This is a genomic window from Streptomyces sp. NPDC102462 (assembly GCF_044765425.1).
Lineage (GTDB): Bacteria > Actinomycetota > Actinomycetes > Streptomycetales > Streptomycetaceae > Streptomyces.
Map to the genome: position 1 here is coordinate 74,616 of NZ_JBIWKB010000033.1, position 18,258 is coordinate 92,873.

At 73.0% G+C, this 18,258-nt stretch carries 12 protein-coding genes; 4 read left to right on the forward strand and 8 right to left on the reverse strand.

The features are described from left to right. Positions 1 to 113 precede the first annotated feature (113 nt). On the forward strand, positions 114 to 2,357 hold the full coding sequence (locus ACIRFL_RS26385) for an MMPL family transporter (protein ID WP_404033037.1): 2,244 nt from the start codon (positions 114 to 116) through the stop codon (positions 2,355 to 2,357). A gap of 315 nt (positions 2,358 to 2,672) precedes the next feature. On the opposite strand, the gene mgt is transcribed toward ACIRFL_RS26385, so the two are convergent. From mgt to ACIRFL_RS26405, 4 genes are all read right to left on the reverse strand, one after another. Further along, on the reverse strand, positions 2,673 to 3,884 hold the full coding sequence (gene mgt / locus ACIRFL_RS26390; RefSeq protein ID WP_404033040.1) for a macrolide-inactivating glycosyltransferase: 1,212 nt from the start codon (positions 3,882 to 3,884) through the stop codon (positions 2,673 to 2,675). A 366-nt stretch (positions 3,885 to 4,250) separates the two neighbouring features. After that, on the reverse strand, positions 4,251 to 5,528 hold the full coding sequence (locus ACIRFL_RS26395; protein WP_404033042.1) for an ABC transporter substrate-binding protein: 1,278 nt from the start codon (positions 5,526 to 5,528) through the stop codon (positions 4,251 to 4,253). After that, positions 5,528 to 6,361, reverse strand: coding sequence for a carbohydrate ABC transporter permease (locus ACIRFL_RS26400; RefSeq protein ID WP_404033045.1), 834 nt, complete (start codon positions 6,359 to 6,361; stop codon positions 5,528 to 5,530). The genes ACIRFL_RS26395 and ACIRFL_RS26400 overlap by 1 nt, the downstream gene beginning before the upstream one ends. Continuing rightward, positions 6,358 to 7,281 (reverse strand): carbohydrate ABC transporter permease, encoded by a 924-nt coding sequence (locus ACIRFL_RS26405; protein WP_404033048.1) that lies wholly within the window; start codon positions 7,279 to 7,281, stop codon positions 6,358 to 6,360. Before ACIRFL_RS26405 ends, ACIRFL_RS26400 begins: the two co-directional genes overlap by 4 nt. A gap of 163 nt (positions 7,282 to 7,444) precedes the next feature. Between ACIRFL_RS26405 and ACIRFL_RS26410 the strand changes: the two genes are divergently transcribed. After that, complete coding sequence (locus ACIRFL_RS26410) at positions 7,445 to 8,308, forward strand: phosphotransferase enzyme family protein (protein WP_404033051.1); 864 nt, start codon at positions 7,445 to 7,447, stop codon at positions 8,306 to 8,308. A gap of 45 nt (positions 8,309 to 8,353) precedes the next feature. Here the strand turns inward: ACIRFL_RS26410 and ACIRFL_RS26415 are convergent, their stop codons facing one another. The 4 genes from ACIRFL_RS26415 to ACIRFL_RS26430 form a co-directional block, all read right to left on the reverse strand. Beyond that, a complete protein-coding gene (locus ACIRFL_RS26415) occupies positions 8,354 to 9,067 on the reverse strand; it encodes an exonuclease domain-containing protein (protein WP_404033054.1) in 714 nt (237 codons plus the stop codon). Positions 9,068 to 9,339: 272 nt separating this feature from the next. Next, the gene (locus ACIRFL_RS26420) at positions 9,340 to 10,581 is read right to left on the reverse strand and encodes an SAV2148 family HEPN domain-containing protein (protein ID WP_404033057.1); all 1,242 of its coding nucleotides are present in this window, start codon (positions 10,579 to 10,581) and stop codon (positions 9,340 to 9,342) included. A gap of 103 nt (positions 10,582 to 10,684) precedes the next feature. After that, a complete protein-coding gene (locus ACIRFL_RS26425; protein WP_404033060.1) occupies positions 10,685 to 12,004 on the reverse strand; it encodes a copper amine oxidase in 1,320 nt (439 codons plus the stop codon). A 97-nt stretch (positions 12,005 to 12,101) separates the two neighbouring features. Continuing rightward, on the reverse strand, positions 12,102 to 12,947 hold the full coding sequence (locus ACIRFL_RS26430; RefSeq protein WP_404033063.1) for a Tat pathway signal sequence domain protein: 846 nt from the start codon (positions 12,945 to 12,947) through the stop codon (positions 12,102 to 12,104). Between the two features lie 199 nt (positions 12,948 to 13,146). Between ACIRFL_RS26430 and glgX the strand changes: the two genes are divergently transcribed. Both glgX and treY read left to right on the forward strand, forming a co-directional pair. Continuing rightward, positions 13,147 to 15,255: a glycogen debranching protein GlgX gene (gene glgX, locus ACIRFL_RS26435; RefSeq protein ID WP_404033066.1), complete on the forward strand. Its 2,109-nt coding sequence runs from the start codon at positions 13,147 to 13,149 to the stop codon at positions 15,253 to 15,255. 152 nt (positions 15,256 to 15,407) lie between these two features. Next, positions 15,408 to 17,786 carry a malto-oligosyltrehalose synthase gene (gene treY / locus ACIRFL_RS26440; RefSeq protein WP_404033069.1) on the forward strand — a complete coding sequence of 793 codons (2,379 nt, stop codon included), beginning with the start codon at positions 15,408 to 15,410 and terminating at the stop codon, positions 17,784 to 17,786. Positions 17,787 to 18,258 lie beyond the last annotated feature (472 nt).

Genomic DNA, 18,258 nt, shown 5'->3' on the forward strand with positions numbered 1-18,258 from the left:
AGTTCACCGGGCAGCACGACGAGACGCGCTTATCCCGCCCATACCTTCGAAGCGACACGTAGCGAACGTGTGGCGGCCGGGGCCGTCACCGCACACGAGGGGGCAAGCCCGTCATGGGGAACGGAGATTCGCGGGTGCGGGGCCTGGCCGCCCGGGCCGGCGGCTGGAGCGCACGCCACCGATGGGCTGCCGTCGGCATCTGGGTGCTGTTCGTGGTCCTGGCCATGGGGCTCGGTTCGGCCGCGGGACGGGTCGACGTCAACGCCAGCGATCAGATGGGGGGCGAGACACACACCGCGGCGCAGATCATCGACGACGCGGGGATCAAGGAGCCGGCCGGCGAGACCGTGCTAATCCAGGCCCGGGACGGCTCGGTCAAGGCCACCGACGCCGCGTTCAAGGCGGCCGTCGCCGATGTCGTCGAGGCGGTCGGGGCCACCGGCAAGGTCACCGACGTGACATCCCCTTACGACACGGGGACGATCTCGAAGGACGGCCGCAGCGCACTGGTGCAGTTCGACATGCGCGGCGACGCGGAGACCGCCGCCGACCGGGTCGAGCCGGTGCTGAAGGCCGTCGAGGGCGTGCAGAAGGACCACGGGTCGCTGCGGATCGAGGAGATCGGCGGCGCCAGCATGAACAAGCAGTACCAGGACGCCTTCGGGTCCGACTTCCAGCAGGCCGAGTACTCCGCCGTGCCGGTCGCCCTCGGCATCCTGCTGATCGCCTTCGGCGCGCTGGTGGCCGCGCTGCTGCCGGTGGCACTCGCGCTCACCGCGATCATGGCGACGATGGGTCTGATGGGTCTCGTCAGCCACCTCCAGCCGATGAGCGACACCGCCAACTCCGTGATGCTGCTGGTCGGCCTGGCGGTCGGGGTCGACTACTGCCTGTTCTATCTGCGCCGGGAGCGCGAGGAGCGGGACGCCGGGCGGGACCCGGGCACGGCGCTCAGGATCGCCGCCGCGACCAGCGGGCGCGCGATCATCGTCTCCGGTGTCACGGTGTGCGTGGCGATGGCGGGCATGCTCTTCACCGGGATCGCCGAGTTCAAGGCGATGGGCCTGGCCTCGCTGATGGTCGTGGCGGTCGCCATGGTCGGGTCGGTGACCGTGCTGCCCGCGCTCCTGTCGCTGCTGGGCGAGCGGGTCGAGAAGGGGCGGATCCCGTTCCTGCGCCGGCGCAGCCGTGGCGTGCCCGCCGAGAGCCGGTTCTGGACCGCCGTGCTGCGGGGCGTGCTCGCCCGGCCCATGGTGTCCGTCGTCGTCGCGGCGGGCGCGCTGCTGGCCCTCGCGGCGCCCGCGCTCGGCATGAAGACCTCGCAGCTCACACTGGACCAGGAGTTCGGGGACGGGCTGCCCATCGTGCAGACGTACAACCGGGTCAACGAGGCGTTCCCGGGCGGCTCCGAACCGGCCGAGGTGGTCGTCGAGGCGCGGGACATCAACGCGCCCGAGGTCAAGCAGGCGCTGGCCGACTTCAAGCGGCAGGCGGTCGACTCGGGTGCCTCGCGCGGCCCGGTGGACATCACGCTGCACGACGCGCAGAACGTCGCCCTGGTGTCCGTGCCGCTGGTCGGCGGCTCCGACATGGACAAGGCGGGCAGGAGTCTGGAGAAGCTGCGCGACGAGGTGCGGCCGGCCACGCTCGGCAAGGTCGACGGTCTCAAGGCGCCGATCACCGGACAGGTCGCCGGTTCCAAGGACTTCAACGACCAGATGGCCGGCTCCGTCATCCCGGTCTTCGCGTTCGTGGTCGTCTTCGCCTTCCTGCTGATGCTGCTGTCGTTCCGCTCGCTGACCGTCGCCATCACGTCGATCGTGCTGAACCTGCTGTCGGTGGGCGCGGCCTACGGCATTCTGGTCGCCGTCTTCCAGCACGGCTGGGGTGCCTCGCTGGTGGGCGCGGAGGGCGTCGGCGCGATCGTCACCTGGCTGCCGCTGTTCCTGTTCGTGATCCTGTTCGGGCTGTCCATGGACTACCACGTGTTCGTGGTCTCCCGGATCCGTGAGGCGCGGCTGCGCGGGCGCGGCACGAAGGAGGCGATCCAGCACGGGGTGGTCACCACGGCGGGGGTGGTCACCAGTGCCGCGGTCATCATGGTCGCCGTGTTCGCGATCTTCGGCACGCTGTCCATGCAGTCCATGAAGCAGATGGGCGTGGGCCTCGCGGCGGCGGTGCTCATCGACGCGACCGTGATCCGCGGTGTGCTGCTGCCGGCCGTGATGGCGCTGCTGGGCGAGCGGAACTGGTACCTGCCGAAGTGGCTGCACCGGCTGCCCGACCTCACCCACGACGAGTCCCCGGAGCCACCGGCCCCGGCACACCGCGCCGAGGGCGAACCGGTACGGGTCTGACCCCACCCCACCCCCTCCACGAGGGCCCGCCGCTCCCCCGGGGAGCAGCGGGCCCTCCCCCGTCCCGGCCCGCGAAAGCCGCACGAGCCCGTCCCGCGCCCGAGCCGAGGCGCCGCGGGCCCCTCGGTCCGCGCCGAAGCGGGTCACCGCAGGCTCCCGCCCGGACCCCGCACCCGCACCCGCACCCGGACGCGGTGTCCGGGTGCGTGGCTCCTCCTGGACGCGACGCCGACACGCACCCGCGCCCCGGTCCCCCGTTGCCCGGACCGGAGTCCGTGCGGGTGTGCGGTCCCGCTCGCGTGCGGCGCAGGCGCGTCAGTGGCGGTGGGTGGGGAGTTCGGCTTCGATGAGGTCGGCCGCTCGTGGGGTGCCGCCCTCCTCGGCCATGTCGGACTGGATGCGCTTGAGCCGCCGGGCCACCTCTGGGTCGTCGACCAGGGCCAGGGCCGTGGCCCGCAGCGTCGCGGCGTCCGCCTGCTCGGTGTCCAGGCGCCGGGCCACGCCGAGCCCCTGGAGCACATCGGCGTTGCCGAACTGGTCCACGGCCTGCGGTACGGCGATCATCGGCGTGGCCGTGGCCAGTCCCTCCTGGCTGCCGCCCGCGCCGGCGTGCGTGACGAACAGGTCGGCCTGCCTCAGGATCGCCAGCTGCGGAACCCAGCTGCGCACCTCCACGTTCGCCGGTACGACGCCCAGGTCGCCGGGGTCGACATGCCGGCCGATCTGGAGCACCAGGTGCCAGCCGGGCAGGTCCCCGAACGCGGCGACGCACTCCCGGTAGAACGCGGGCTGCTTGGTGAACGCCGAGCCGAGCGACACCAGCGCCACCTTCTCGGCGCCGGCCGGCCGCTGCCAGCCGCCCTCGGTGGAGCGGTCGCCCTGGCAGGCGCCGACGAACGTGTGGACGCGCTCGTCGACCCGGTCGGCATGCGGCTGGAGCGCCTTCGGGATCAGGACGATGGAGCGTGCGGGGCGGCCGGCGAAGGGATCGGGGTGCTGGGTGATCCCGTTCTGCGCGAGCCAGGACGCGAAGCGGGCATAGTAGGCCCGGCCGCGCTCGGTCTTGCGCGGCTCGGCCCACAGCGGCTCCATGACCTCCTCCTCGTAGCCGTCCCAGGCGACCAGGTTCGGCGAGAGGGAGATCGCGGGCACGCCCCACCGGTGGGCGAGGACCCTGGCCGGGTAGGAGGCGATGTCGTGCAGGACGAGGTCGGGTACGCCGTGCCCGCCGTGCTCGTACGCCTCGATCAGCTGTGGCAGCGCCTGGATCGCGTCGTTCAGGAACGGCTCCACGTTGTCCAGCAGGGTGCTCCCCCAGGCTTCGGGGTCGGCGTCCGGGCCGGGCAGCGTGGAGGTGTAACGCACCGGCAGGGCCCCGGTCGCGGCCACCTTCTCGGCGAAGACCGGTGGGATCGCGTACGTCACCCGGTGCCCCCGCGCGACGAGTTCGCGGATCACCTCCAGGCTGGGGTTCACATGGCCATGGGCGGCGATGGAGAACATGGCGATATGCGCGGGAGTGGTCATGCCGCGAGGCTAAACAAGACGATACGTCTCGTGCAACAAGGTTTCCACCGCCCTGCTCCGCCGCCGACGCCCAGCGGGTCACCGCCGGTGGCGCGGGGCACCGGCGATGGCGCGGGTCGGCTTGGTGCCGCTGGTACAGGACACCGCACCTCACACGGGACGCCCGAACGTGCCGCGAGCCAGGGCGCCCCGCGTCACCGGGCCTTCGGCAGCATGCGGGCGCCGGCCGGCCCACCGCCCGCGAAACCGCCCCGCGTGCGGCGGGACGCCCCGAGGCGGCCCCGCGCCGAGACATCCGTGCCCCGAGCCCGGTGCTCGCGGGAGCACGGGCCCGCCGGCCTGCGGCCCGTGGCCCTGTGGTGCGGGTCAGCGTTGGTAGCGGGAGAGGATCAGGTTTCCGTCGTGTTCCAGGCGGTGGCGGAGTTCGGCCAGGTCGATGGCTCCGCTGTAGTACTCCTGGAGGGCCGGGGTGGCGACCTTGTCCTTCCATTCCGGGTAGCCGCGCACGGACTGGGCGGGTGCCGGGCTGAGGTGAGCGGCCAGGGCAGCCCCGACCGCCCAGCCGTCCTCGGCGGTGTGCAGCGCCGGGTCCCGCAGGGCCCGGGTGCCGGTGGGCAGCATCCAGTCGCCGAGGGCCAGCCGCACCATGTTCCGGGGCCGCAGCAGGAAGTCGACGAACGCTGCGGCCTCCTTCTTGTGCGGGCTGTCCTCGGCGATGGACAGCGTCTGCGGGCTGACCCCCTGGGTGAGCCCTTCGGCGCCGGCCGGCGCGGGCAGCACCTGCCACTCGAAGCCCTCGGGCGCCTGCTGCGCGACCTGCTGCCGGTAGGAGAAGCCCAGCGGGACCATCGCGTACCGGCCGCCGAAGAAGCCGGGCAGCGTGTCGGAGCCGCCGCTGCCCAGCGTCGATCCGGGCGCGCTGCGGTCGGCGACCTGGTCGCGTACGGTGCGCGGCACCACCGCGTCGCCCGCCGCGAACCGCACCGTCACCCGGCCGTCCGCGCCCCGGTGGAAGAGCCGGCCGCCCGCGGACAGGGACAGGTTGAGCGTGGCGGAGACGGGCTCCTTGAGCGGCCAGGCCACCCCGTACCTGTCCCCTCCGCTCAGCCGCGCGGTCACCTCCCGGAACTCGGCCCAGCTCCAGGGGTGTTCGGGCGTCGGTATGCGCACAGCGGACGCCCGCAGCCAGGCCGCGTTCGCGATCAGCACCCGCGGCTCCTGAAGGAACGGCACGCCGTAGACGCCGTCCCCGAACGTGGTGGTACGCCAGCTCCGCTCCGGGATGTCCGAGGTGAGCCGGTCGGACAGCAGGCCGGTGAGATCGGCGAGATAGCCGCCGTAGGCGAAGTCCGCGAGGTCGTCGGAGGCGTCGTGGACGATGTCCGGGGCCTCGCCGCCCTCGAAGGCGGTGAGCAACTGGTCGTGGACGCTGTCCCAGCTTCCCTGGACGTACTCGACCTGGACACCGGGATGCGTGGTGTTCCACTCCCGTACCAGTTGTCTGGTGGCGGCCACGGACTCCTGCTGCCAGGCCAGCGACTGGAACCGCAGCCGGATCGGGCCGGTGCCGTCGCCTCCCGCGGAGGAGCAGCCCGCGAGGAACAGCAGGAGTGCGCCGAGCAGCGTCGCCGTCCGGGTCCGCATCAGCTCTTCACCGCCCCGGCGAGCATGCCGCTCGTGATCCGCCGCTGGATGAGGGCGAACACCAGCAGGGACGGCAGGGTCGCGAGGGACGCGGCGGCGGCCAGCGGCCCCAGGTCCACGGCGCCCTCCGCGCCGACGAAGTGGGTGAGGACGACGGGCAGGGTCTGTTTCTCCGGGGTCTTCAGCAGCACCAGCGCGAAGAAGAACTCGTTCCACGCGGTGACGAACGCGAACAGCGCCGTCGCCACGATCCCCGGTGCCAGCAGCGGCGCGGTCACCGACACCAGGGTCCGCAGCCGCCCGGCCCCGTCGACCGCCGCGGCCTCCTCCAGTTCGGCCGGCACCGCCCGCACATAGCCGGTGAGCATCCACAGGGCGAACGGCAGCGCCCACACCACGTAGACCAGGACAAGCCCGGCCAGGGAGTCGATCAGCCGCAGGCTCTTCAGCACCAGGAACAGCGGGATGATGACCAGGACGAACGGGAACGCCTGGCTGACCACCACCCATCCCGTGGCCGCCCGGGACAGCGCCGTGCGGCGGCGGGCGACCACGTACGCCATCGGCGTCCCGATCAGTACGGCGATCAGCGCCGCCCCAAGCGCGGCGAGCAGGGAGTTGAGTGCCGCGTGCAGCAGCGGCTGCTCGTCGAGTGCCTGCCGGAAGTTGGCCAGGGTGGGATCCTGCGGGATCCAGGTGGGGTGCGCGCTGCCCAGCTCCCGCGGCGACTTGAACGCGGTGGAGACCAGCCACAGGAACGGCAGGGCGAGGAACGCGAGATAGCCGAGCAGTGCCGCGTACTGCCCGAGCCGCACGCCGGTACGGGTCCTCATGCCTCGTCACCTCCCCGTAGCCGGCCCGCCAGGAAGACGGCCAGGAGCACCGAGATCACCGCGACCATCACGCATCCCATCGCCGCCGCGTAGCCGAACTGCCCGTAACGGAAGGCTTCTTCGTAGGCGAACAGCATGGGCAGCCGGGTGCGTCCGCCGGGGCCGCCGTTGGTCAGCACATAGACCAGGGCGAAGGAGTTGAAGTTCCAGATGAGGTTGAGGGCGGTGATGGCCAGGGCGACCGGTCTGAGGGCGGGCCAGGTGACCGTGCGGAACCGGCGCCAGGCGCCCGCGCCGTCCACGGCCGCCGCCTCGTGCAGTTCGCGGGGGGTGTTCTGCAGCCCGGCGAGCAGGGCGACCGTGGTCTGCGGCAGGCCGGCCCAGACCCCGACGACGACCACCGCGGGCAGGGCGGTGCCGAGCCCGCCGAGCCAGTCCCGGCCGTCGCCGAGGCCCAGGTCGCGCAGGGTCTCGTTGAGGACGCCGGCGTCCGGGTTGTAGACGAGCCGCCACATCAGGCCGACGACGACCTCCGGCATGGCCCACGGGACGATCGCCAGCGCGCGGGCGAGCCAGCGCAGCCGCAGGTCCTGGTCGAGCAGCAGGGCAAGGCCCAGCGCGAGCAGGAACTGCGCGGCGGTCACCGCGACGGCCCACACCAGGCCGATCCGGAACGACTCCCAGAACAGGGTGTCCTGGAGCAGGTCCCGGAAGTTGAGCCCGCCGATCCACCGGGTGGGCGCGGTGCGGCCGGACTGGGCGTCGGTGAACGCCAGCAGGATGCCGTACAGCAGCGGTCCCACGCTCAGCACGAGGATGGGGATCAGCGCGGGCAGCACCAGGAACCATGCGCCGTGCCCTGCGGCCCGCCGCGCGGGCCGCGCCGCCGGTCGCCCTCTCGCCTCGGTCGGCACTGCCACGGCGTCTCCCCCCTCTGCGCGGCCCGTGCGGGCCCCGTCATGGTCGTGATGGCTGCGGGCCTCGTCAAGGCATCGCGCACGGGCCGCGACCTGTACGGATGCGAGACTGGCCGACGGGCGACGCCACCGGGCGACGCCTTGGGCACCGACACGGAGGCGGACGATGGACGAGGCACGCGCACGGGACGTACTGGCCACGGCAGGGGTGCTGCCGGGGCCGGCCCGGGGCGCGCGGATGCTCGCCCTGGGCGAGAACGCGGTGTTCGCCGCCGGTGATCTGGTGGTCAAGGTGGGCCGGGACGCCGGCCTGCTGGAGCGGGCGCGGCGCGAGCTGCGGATCGCCGGATGGCTGGCCGAGGCGGGCGTTCCGGCGGTGCGGGCTGCCGACGCCGAGGCCCGGCTGGTGGACGGGCACCCGGTCACCGTGTGGCACCGGCTGCCCGCGGCCCTGCGCCCCGCCGAACCGCGGGACCTGGCCGAGGTGTTGCGGCTGGTGCACGCCCTGCCCGCCGCTCCCTTCGAGCTGCCGCCGCGCGAGCTGCTGGCCGGTGTGGAGCGCTGGCTGCGGCTCGCGGGCGACACGATCGACCCGGCGGACGCGGCGTATCTGCGTGCGCGGCGCGACGGTTTCGCGGTGGCCTCGGCCGCGTTGACCCCCCGGCTGCCGCCGGGCCCCATCCACGGTGACGCGCTCCCCCGCAATGTGCACATCGGCCCGGACGGTCCGGTCCTGGTCGACCTGGAGACCTTCTCCGCCGACCTGCGCGAGCACGACCTGGTGGTCATGGCCCTCTCCCACGACCGTTACGGCCTGCCCGCCGCGGCCTACGACTCCTTCACCGAGACGTACGGCTGGGACGTGCGCGCCTGGGAGGGCTGCTCGGTGCTGCGCGGGGCCCGGGAGACGGCCAGCTGTGCCTGGGTCGCCCAGCACGCCCCGGCCAACCCCAGGGCCCTGGCCGAGTTCCGCCGCCGGGTGGCGTCGCTGCGCGACGGCGACGAAACGGTGCGCTGGCACTCCTTCTGAGCCGCTGCCGACCGGGCTCCGCCCCGCCTGCCGCCGGCGCGGGTGTCAGTGGGCGTAGGGCACGACCGGCCAGGCGGGCTCGACCGTCGCGGCGGGGTTCGAGGTGCGGCGCAGGTATCTCTGGAGCGAGACCGCCTGTTCGGCCGCGGCACGGACCTGGAGGTCATGCAGCTCCGTCGGGGCCAGCGTGCCTATGACCGCGTGTCTGGCGCCCATGGAGCGCGCAGCGCGGGCCGCGGCCACCGCGTCCGCGACCGCGTTGTGCGCGTCGTCGAGCGGCACCCCGTAGTGCTCGCACAGCGCCCGGAGATTGCGTGATCCCTTCCGGTAACGGTCCACGTGCTTGTCCAGGACCAGGGGGTCGATGACGGGCGACGCCCCTGCCCGCAGCCGGGCCGCCGGCGGCCGAATGCCGTGGCGCCGGCATTCGCGGTCCAGGAGCGAGAGGTCGTACCGCGCGTTCATCACCACCAGCGGCGTCCCCGAGTTGAGCACGTCGGCCACCGTCGAGGTGATCTCCTCGATCGCGGGAGCCGCCGACACGCCGTGTCTGCGGGCGTGTTCCGTGGAGATGCCGTGGATGGCGGACGCCTGGTGCGGGATGGTGATGCCCGGGTCGAGCAGCCAGGTCCGGGGCTCGGGCGGGCGTCCGTCCGCGTCCACGGCCACGACCGCGGCGGTGACGATCCGGTCGGTCTCGATGTCGGTCCCCGTGGTTTCCAGGTCGAAGGCGACCAGCGGTCCGCTGATCCAGCTCATCGCGTAACCTCGCTCACCGCCGCGGCACGGACGCTCCGGTGCCCTGCCGAAGCGCGCGCACGCAAGGCCGCGTTGACATCGGCGACGGGTGTGACGGCGTGCCGCTCGCGCGGTGTTCTCCCGGTCGTCTCCAGGTCGGAGCCGATCAGCGGCTCCCGGTGCCGGCCCATGGGCGGTCCCCCTTCCTGATGGTGCGTTCCCCCAGTGGTTCTTACGATCGCATGCGCCACTGACAATCCGAGGACCGCATTCCGCTTGCGCCCGGGGACGGTTCAGGACACCGGGCGCGAATCCGCCCAAGCCAGCTCGAACTCCTCGCGATAGGTCGGAAAGAGCCCGGCTTCGACCACATCGTCCGGCTTGACCAGGCGGCTGCCGCCCCGCAGCACCAGCACCGGCGACTCCATCCCCCGCGCCCCGCGCAGATAGGACTGCACCACCGCGATGCCGTCCGCGCCGTCGCCGTCCACGAGATAGGCCGTGAAGCGCGGCGTCTCGTCGTACACCTGGATCTCGAAGGCGCCCGGGTCGCGCAGCCGGGACCGCACCCGGCGCATGTGCAGGATGTTCATCTCCACCGACCGGCTCAGCTCGCCCCGTTTCATCCCCAGTTCGCGCTCCCGCCGCTTGACCGCGCTGGACGCCGGGTTCAGGAAGAGCAGCCGGACCCGGCCGCCGGACTCGGCCATCCGCACCAGGCGCCGCCCGGAGAAGTTCTGCACGAGCAGGTTGAGTCCGATCCCGATGGCGTCCAGGCGGCGGGCGCCGCCGAAGATGTCCTCGGCGGGGAACTGGCGCAGCAGCCGCACCCGGTCCGGGTGCACGGCGACCACGTCCGCGTACCGGTCGCCGACCAGGTCCTCCACCGCGTCGACGGGCAGCCGCCGTGCCGAGGGCACGTCACCGCCCGTGCCGAGCATCTCCAGCAGCCGGGCTGAGGCCCGTTCGGCCTGGCCGAGGACGGCCTCGGACAGCGCGCGGTTGCGCGAGACGACGTTGCGGGTGACCTCCAGCTCGTCCAGCGCGAGTTCGACGTCACGGCGCTCGTCGAAGTAGGGCTCGAAGCAAGGCCAGTGCTGCACCATCAGCTCGCGCAGCTGCGGCAGGGTGAGGAAGCTGAGCACGTTGTCGTCGGCCGGGTCGAGCAGATAGCCCTTGCGGCGGCTGACCTCGCGCACGGCGACCGCGCGCTGCACCCACTCCTGCCCGGCGGGTCCGGCCGCCGCGACCACCCAGTCGTCGCCGTGGACCGGTTCGTAGACGGGCCGCAGGACGGCGGCCACGACCGCGCGCAGCCGCTGTTCGACCAGGTTCAGCCAGATGTAGGCCCGGCCGGCCCGCTGGGCCCGGGTGCGCACCTCGAGCCAGGCGTCGGCGTCCCAGTCCAGCTCCGGTCCGATGGCGCCCGCCGCGTCCATCGGCCGGGCCAGGGACACCGCGCCGGGCGGGACGTCTGCGGAGTTCCCCTCGTGACTCTCGTCACCAGGGGGCAGCTCCAGCCCTCCCGAGCCCACCCGTGCACCGCCTTCCGCTTCCCCCGGGCATCCCCGTCCCAACGATCAAGGAAGGGTACTCCGGGAGCGGTCGGCGGTGCAGCCGGATGGACAGGGTCGTTGCTCAACTGCGAGGCTGCCAGTGTCCGTTCTGCCAGGAGAGCTGGTCGGGGGTGAGCGGATTCATGGCGGTGACGTCCCGGGGAGCGAGGGAGAACCCCTGCCAGTGGACGGGCATGGGCTGCTGGTCCTCGTCCCGCGCTATGTGGTGGAAGCCCACGTTCATCCAGACCACGGGGTGGGTGAGGGTCTGGCCGTTGACCCACTTGTCGACGGACTTGCCCGCTCCGGCTGGGCAGTTGCCGGTGTTGTTGCTGGCGAACTGCTCGCACTTGTTGTACTGGGTGAAGTAGACGTCGTGCCGGGTGTAGCTGCGCCCGGGGTACCTGGTCGTGGCGCCGGGGACGATCTCGTACGAACGGGCGTGACCGTCCTTGTTCTTGCCGGTGGCGCTGACCACCCGCCACCAGCGGTAGGTCTTGTGGTCCCCGGCGAGTTCCTTGGTGACCTTGGTGCGGGTGGTCTTCGCGGTCGGGGCCTCCTGGCCGCGGGCCGGGGCGGTGACGGTCGAGTCGTACTGCTCGATCTTCGTCTTGGACGAGCCGTCGAGGCCGAAGTCCAGCCGCCAGAAGACGTTGTGGCTGTGGCTGGTGGCGTAGGCCTTGGCGCCCTTGCCGATCGGCCAGCCGCGGCCGTCGCCCGCGTCGTAGTCCTCGTACGAGAGACTGCCGGTCGCGCCGACGTTCATGGTGATCGTGCCGTCGTCCTGGAAGCGCCACTCGGAGATGTACTCGTACCAGCCGACCTGGTTGACCGTGTAGACCAGCAGGTCCTTGCCCTGGGCCTGGTAGACCTTGGTCGCGCTGTCGCCCTGCATGCGGTAGGCGTGGCCGCGGGTGCGGGTGGTGGTGCACAGGCCCTTGACGTCCGGGTGCCGAGGGTCCCAGGCGTCCGGCACCTTGACGGTCTTGATGGTGCCGCCGGGGCATTCGCCGGGCGCCAGGTTCATCAGGCCCTGCGCGAAGCCGAAGCCCGTCAGGTCGTCGTACTCGACGCTGCCGTCGTCGTAGGGGACGTGGATCTGTCCCAGCCGGGCGCTGTTCAGCACCTTGATCGGCTTGGTCTCGCCCTTGGGCTGGTAGGAGACGTCGTCGAGGACCAGTCCGGCCTTGCTGTCGTAGCGCCAGCACATCCGCCAGGTGGTGCCGCCGGCGAGTTTCTGCTCGATGCGGTAGGCGGCGCTGCACTCGGCTGCGGCCGGCGCCGCGGTGCGCGGCTGGGCGACGGCCGGGCCCGTGCCGGTGGTGGCACCGGCGACCAGCGCGGCCACGGACAGTCCGACGGCCGCCCGTGTGCGGGCACGGCTGATTCTGTTCACACGCATGAAGGAATGACTCCCTTGCAGGAAGGTGCGGGAGGTACCGGGATTCGGGAGGTACCGGGGTTCACGGAGGCGTCCGGGGCGCCGGGCGGGCCGCGGCTCAGCCGCGGTCGAGCGCGGCGACCTTGCGCGCGCTCAGGTCGACCACCAGGTGACGGGTGTCGATCCAGGGCCCGTTGACGACCTTCGGGAACAGCCGTACGCAGCGGTGCTCTCCGCACCGGTCAAGGGCCGCGGGCTGGGCGCCCGGCGCGGCACGGTAGACCGCCCCGTTGAGCAGCAGCTGGTCCGGGGAGGTGAGTTCCCGGCCGGTGGCGTCCCGGTAGTCGGCGCGCAGGCCCGCGCCCAGCGGGTCGGCGATCAGCAGCCGGGCCGCCTCGGCGTTCTCGGCACGGCTCAGCGGCGGCTGGACGCCGTGCTGGACGCCGGTGCGCACCACCTTCCCGGCGTCCAGGTCGACGGTCCTGGTGACGAGGGTGTCGTCCCGGTAGTCGTAGTACGTCACGTCCGCGCGGCGCGGCGCGGCCGGGTCGTCGACCTCGGCGGCGTCCGGGTCGGCGAGGTCGACGGTGAGGCGCTGCGGGCCGCGCTCGCCCTCGACGTCCTGCGCGGTACCGAGGTGCTGCCGGTCCAGGGCGATCCGTTCGACCCGGGCGATCTCGTCGTCGGTGAGCGGGTCGGTCCCCCTGCCCCGCGCGCCCTGCTCGGGCGCCTGCTCGACCACGCCCGGCGCGACCGCCCCGTCCTGCCCGGGCGCGGTCTGTCCGGGCGCGGTCTGTCCGGGCGCGGCCTGCCCCGTGGTCCGGCCGCCGGCCGCGCCGTCGCCCGCCCCCTCGGCTCCCGCCGTGCCCGGCAGGGTGATCCCGATCATCGCGGCGGTCGCCGCCACCGCTATGGCCGCGCCGGCCACCACCTTGCCCAGATGTCTGTGCACTGTCTCGCGCACTTCTTTCCCCCTACTCCCCCTGTGGTCCCGGGAGTACGTGTCTGCCCCACTGGTTTCGCACACGGCGTCACATGCGTCGCTCGTGTGCCTTGGTCGCCCGGTAAGAGGGACCCAAGTGGCGGCGGGTTCCCTCACTTTGTGCCGCGACTCGGGGCCAAGGCGCCCCCGGCGGCACGGCACACCTGCAAGAGTCGTATCCATGCAGGTCTGGCCTGGAGAGGCATATCCGCTCGGCGCCACCTACGACGGCGCCGGGACCAATTTCGCGGTCTTCACCGAGGCCGCGGACCGAGTGGAGCTGTGTCTGCTGCACGACGACGGCTCGGAGACGGCGGTGGAACTGCGCGAGAGCGACGCGTTCGTGCGGCACGCGTATCTGCCCGGCGTGATGCCGGGGCAGCGGTACGGGTTCCGGGTGCACGGGCCGTACGACCCGGGGCGCGGGCTGCGCTGCAACTCGGCGAAGCTGCTGCTCGACCCGTACGCCAAGGCGGTCAGCGGCAGCGTCGACTGGGGCGAGGAGGTCTACGGCTACCACTTCGGCGCGCCGGACGAGCGCAACGACCTGGACTCGGCACCGCACACCATGACGTCCGTCGTGGTCAACCCGTACTTCGACTGGGGCGACGACCGCAGGCCGCGCACCGAGTACCACCACACGGTGATCTACGAGGCCCATGTCAAGGGCCTGACCATGCGGCACCCGGCGCTGCCCGAGGAACTGCGCGGCACCTACGCGGGGCTCGCGCACCCGGCGGTGATCGACCATCTGACGGGGCTCGGGGTGACGGCCCTCGAGCTGATGCCGGTGCACCAGTTCGTCGACGACCACCGCCTCGCCGACCTGGGCCTGAGCAACTACTGGGGCTACAACACGATCGGCTTTTTCGCCCCGCACAACGCGTACGCCTCCTGGGGCGACCGGGGACAGCAGGTCCTGGAGTTCAAGTCGGCGGTCCGTGCGCTGCACGAGGCCGGGATCGAGGTCATCCTCGACGTGGTCTACAACCACACGGCGGAGGGCAATCACCTGGGTCCGACGCTGTCCTTCCGGGGCATCGACAACCCGAGCTACTACCGTCTCGCGGAGGACCCGCGCTACTACACGGACACCACCGGCACCGGGAACTCGCTGCTGATGCGGTCCCCGCACGTCCTGCAGATGATCATGGACTCGCTGCGGTACTGGGTCACCGAGATGCACGTGGACGGCTTCCGGTTCGACCTCGCGGCCACCCTGGCGCGCCAGTTCCACGAGGTGGACCGGCTGTCGTCGTTCTTCGACCTGGTCCAGCAGGACCCGGTGGTCTCCCAGGTGAAGCTGATCGCCGAGCCGTGGGACGTGGGCGAGGGCGGCTACCAGGTGGGCAACTTCCCGCCGCTGTGGACCGAGTGGAACGGCAAGTACCGCGACACCGTGCGGGACCTGTGGCGGGGCGAGCCGCGCGCGCTCGCCGAGTTCGCCTCCCGGCTGACCGGGTCGTCCGACCTGTACCAGGACGACGGACGGCGCCCGCTCGCCTCGATCAACTTCGTGACCTGCCACGACGGTTTCACACTGCGCGACCTGGTGTCGTACGAGCACAAGCACAACGAGGCCAACGGCGAGGACAACCGGGACGGGGAGAGCCACAACCGGTCCTGGAACTGCGGGGTGGAGGGCGAGAGCGACGACCCGGGCGTGCGGGAACTGCGGGCCCGCCAGATGCGCAACTTCACGGCCACGCTGATGCTGTCCCAGGGCGTGCCGATGATCAGCCACGGCGACGAGTTCGCGCGCACGCAGCGCGGCAACAACAACGCCTACTGCCAGGACAACGAGCTGTCCTGGGTGCAGTGGCCCGAGGACGGCCACGAACTGCTCGACTTCATGCGGGCGATGGTGTGGCTGCGCAAGGACCACCCGGCCTTCCGCAGGCGCCGCTTCTTCCACGGCCGGCCGGTCGAGGGCACCCACGACGACCTGTCCGACATCGCCTGGTTCACCCCCGAGGGCCACGAGATGACCCAGCGGGACTGGGACTTCGCACAGGCCTCGGCGCTGACGGTGTTCCTCAACGGCAACGCGATCTCCGAGCCGGGCCCGCGCGGGGAGCACATCGCCGACGACTCCTTCCTGCTGATGTTCAACGCCTCACCGGACACCCTGGACTTCGTCGTGCCGGTCGATCACGGCCGGCAGTGGCAGATCACCGTCGACACGTCCCACCCGGACGGCGTACCGCCGCAGCCCGGCCCGAAGGTGGCCGCGGGCACCCGCCTCACCCTCCCGGACCGCAGCCTCACGGTGCTGCAACGCCCGGCCTAGCCGGGCACCGGCCGCGCGCGGGTGCGTGTGGACGCCCCGCCCGGCCTGGCGCCGCAGGCCGAAGCCTTCCACGCGCGCGTGAGTGCGTGTGGGGGGACCGTGACACGAAAAGGGATGGGACGGGTACACAGGTCTGCATGACGGATGTCCGCATGGCAGACGAGCGTCCCGGGCCGGTGGTGCCCACGGCCACCTACCGGCTCCAGGTGCAGCCCGAGTTCCCGTTCGCGGCGGCCGAGGCCGCCGTGCCCCATCTGGCCTCGCTCGGCGTGTCGCACCTGCATCTGTCCCCCGTCCTGGAGGCCGTGCCCGGCTCCACGCACGGCTACGACGTGGTGGACCACGCGCGCGTACGGGACGAGCTGGGCGGTGAGCGGGGCCTGCGGGCGCTCGCGCGCACCGCGCGGCAGCACGGGCTCGGGCTCGTGGTGGACATCGTGCCCAACCACATGGCGATGGCCCCGCGGCACAACCGCGCCCTGTGGGAGGTACTGCGCAAGGGCCCCAAGTCGCCGTACGCGCGCTGGTTCGACATCGACTGGGAGGCGCAGGGCGGGCAGCTGCTGCTGCCGGTCCTCGGCGGCCCGCTCGGCGCGGAGGCCGAGCACCTGGTGGTCGACGGCGACGTGCTGCGCTACCACGACCACGCCTTCCCGCTGCGCGAGGGCACGGAAGACCTGCCGCTGCCGCTGCTGCTGGACGCCCAGTGGTACCGGCCGGTGTGGTGGCGGCTGGCCCGTACAGAACTCAACTACCGGCGCTTCTTCAGCATCTCCGAACTCATCGGCGTGCGGGTGGAGGACCCGGAGGTGTTCACGGCCACCCATGCGAAGATCCTCCAGCTGCTGCGCGAGGGCGTGATCGACGGGCTGCGCGTCGACCACCCCGACGGCCTCGCCGACCCCGACGGCTATCTGCGGCGGCTGCACGAGGCGACCGGCGGGCGCTGGACCGTCGTCGAGAAGATCCTGGCCGCCGGGGAGCATCTGCCCGCCGCCTGGCCCGTCGCCGGCACCACCGGCTACGACGCCCTCCGGCACGTCGACGGCGTGTTCACGGATCCGGCGGGCGCGCAGGAACTGCTCGGCCACTACCGGCGCCTCGCGGCACCGCGCGCGGACCGGGGCGGCGACTGGGAGGCCACGGTGCGGCGGGCCGCCCACCAGGTGCTCACCCATGAGCTGGCCGCCGAGGCGGACCGGCTGACCCGGGTGGTGAGCCGGCTGTGCGCCGCCTCGCCGGACCCCGCCCTGCGCGACCGGGCGCCCTGGGCGCTGCGCACCGCGCTGCGGGAACTGCTCGTCCGGCTGCGGGTGTACCGGCCCTACGCCTGCGAAGACGCGGCACGCGTGATCACCGAGGGGGCCGCCGCCGAGGCCCGGCGCGCCTTCGCCGTGCCCGAGGAGGGCGAGGCGGTGGACGTCGTACGCGGCCTGCTGCTGCGGCCGGACGGGGACGGCACGCCCGGTGCCGGCCCGGCCCTCGCGGAGTTCCGTACGCGGTTCGCGCAGACCGCGTCGGCTTTGCGCGCCAAGTCCGTGGAGGACACCGCGTTCTACCGGTACGTGCCGCTGTTGTCCGCGACCGAGGTCGGCGGCGACCCGGGCGGCCCGGCCGTGTCCCCGCAGGACTTCCACGCGTACTGCGCGCGCGTGCAGCGCGACTGGCCGGGCACCGGGACCGTGCTGTCGACCCACGACACCAAGCGCAGCGCCGACGTGCGGGCCGCGCTGGCCGTGCTCACCGAGTGCCCGTCGCGGTGGGCGGACGTCCTCGCCGAAGTGCGTCGCGACGGCGCGGCGCCGGACGCGCAGCTCGCCTGGGCGGCCTGGCAGACGGTGTTCGGGCTGGGCCCGGCGGACCCGGAGCGGGTCGGGCGGGCGCTGCTGAAGCACGCGCGCGAGGCGGGCCTGCACACGAGCTGGACGGAGCGGGAGACGGCGTACGAGGAGGCGGTCACGGAGTTCGTCGCGGCCGGGCCGTGCGGGCCGCCCGGCGAGCGCGTGGCCGCCTTCCGGGACGCGCTGGCGGCGCACGTACGGGCCAATGTCCTCGGCGCCGCCCTGGTCCATCTGACGATGCCCGGGGTGCCGGACCTGTACCAGGGCACGCAGGACGAGTACCGGGCGCTGGTGGACCCGGACAACCGGCGGCCGGTGCGGTTCCCGACCGGGGCGGCGGGCGGGTCCGGGGAGAAGGCCGCGGTGACGGCGGCGGCGCTGCGGCTGCGCGCACGCCGGCCGGACGTGTTCGGGGCGGCGGGGACGTACGCGGCGCTGACCGCGGAGGGCCCGGCCGCGGCGCACTGCCTGGCGTTCGCGCGGTCCGGGGAGGTGGTGACCGCGGTGACGCGGCTGTCGCTGCGGCTCGCGGAGGCGGGCGGCTGGCGCGACACGCGGCTCGCGCTCCCGCCGGGCCGCTGGGCGGACGTGCTGGACCCGGACCGCACGTTCACCGGGCACGCGCGCGTGCCCGAACTGTTCGGCCCCCGCCCGGTGGCCCTGCTGGAGCGAGCCGCGGCGATGGACTGACCCGAGCACCAACGGCAGGAAGACACGGGTTGTCACAGGCGGCAGGGCGGCCTCGTCTCGGGGGCTGCCCCTCGGCGCGGGCCCCGCGTGGCGCCTGAGCGGCACGGCGGGCGACGCGTTCGGGCAGGTGACGCGTTCGGGCGGGCGACGCGTTCGGGGCCGGGCGACGGGTTCGGGCGGGCGGCCGGGTGGTGCGGCCCGTCGGGTGACGCGTTCGGGCGGGCGGCCGGGTGTGCGGCCCGTCGGGTGCGGCACGCTTGGCGCGGCAGCCGCGGGTCACCCACCGGCTCCGCGCGGCCAGACGCGTACCGCACCGGTGCCACCCCGGTGCCACTCCCGGAGGCGGCCCGCGTCCGGCTCCCGGCACTCGGCGGGCGCGGCACGCACCGGAGGCGAACCCGGACTCGGTGGCTCCGCCGCGTCCTGCTTGACAGTTGCTTCCCGGCGTGCGGCACTGGGGATGGCGAAGTCA

What these genes read in the sequence shown, in the direction of transcription:
- ACIRFL_RS26395 (WP_404033042.1), bottom strand. Translation starts at nt 5,528, where the DNA reads ATGCGGACCCGGACGGCGACGCTGCTCGGCGCACTCCTGCTGTTCCTC.
- ACIRFL_RS26410 (WP_404033051.1), top strand. Translation starts at nt 7,445, where the DNA reads ATGGACGAGGCACGCGCACGGGACGTACTGGCCACGGCAGGGGTGCTG.
- ACIRFL_RS26425 (WP_404033060.1), bottom strand. Translation starts at nt 12,004, where the DNA reads ATGCGTGTGAACAGAATCAGCCGTGCCCGCACACGGGCGGCCGTCGGA.
- ACIRFL_RS26400 (WP_404033045.1), bottom strand. Translation starts at nt 6,361, where the DNA reads ATGAGGACCCGTACCGGCGTGCGGCTCGGGCAGTACGCGGCACTGCTC.
- glgX (WP_404033066.1), top strand. Translation starts at nt 13,147, where the DNA reads ATGCAGGTCTGGCCTGGAGAGGCATATCCGCTCGGCGCCACCTACGAC.
- ACIRFL_RS26385 (WP_404033037.1), top strand. Translation starts at nt 114, where the DNA reads ATGGGGAACGGAGATTCGCGGGTGCGGGGCCTGGCCGCCCGGGCCGGC.
- ACIRFL_RS26415 (WP_404033054.1), bottom strand. Translation starts at nt 9,067, where the DNA reads ATGAGCTGGATCAGCGGACCGCTGGTCGCCTTCGACCTGGAAACCACG.
- treY (WP_404033069.1), top strand. Translation starts at nt 15,408, where the DNA reads ATGGCAGACGAGCGTCCCGGGCCGGTGGTGCCCACGGCCACCTACCGG.
- mgt (WP_404033040.1), bottom strand. Translation starts at nt 3,884, where the DNA reads ATGACCACTCCCGCGCATATCGCCATGTTCTCCATCGCCGCCCATGGC.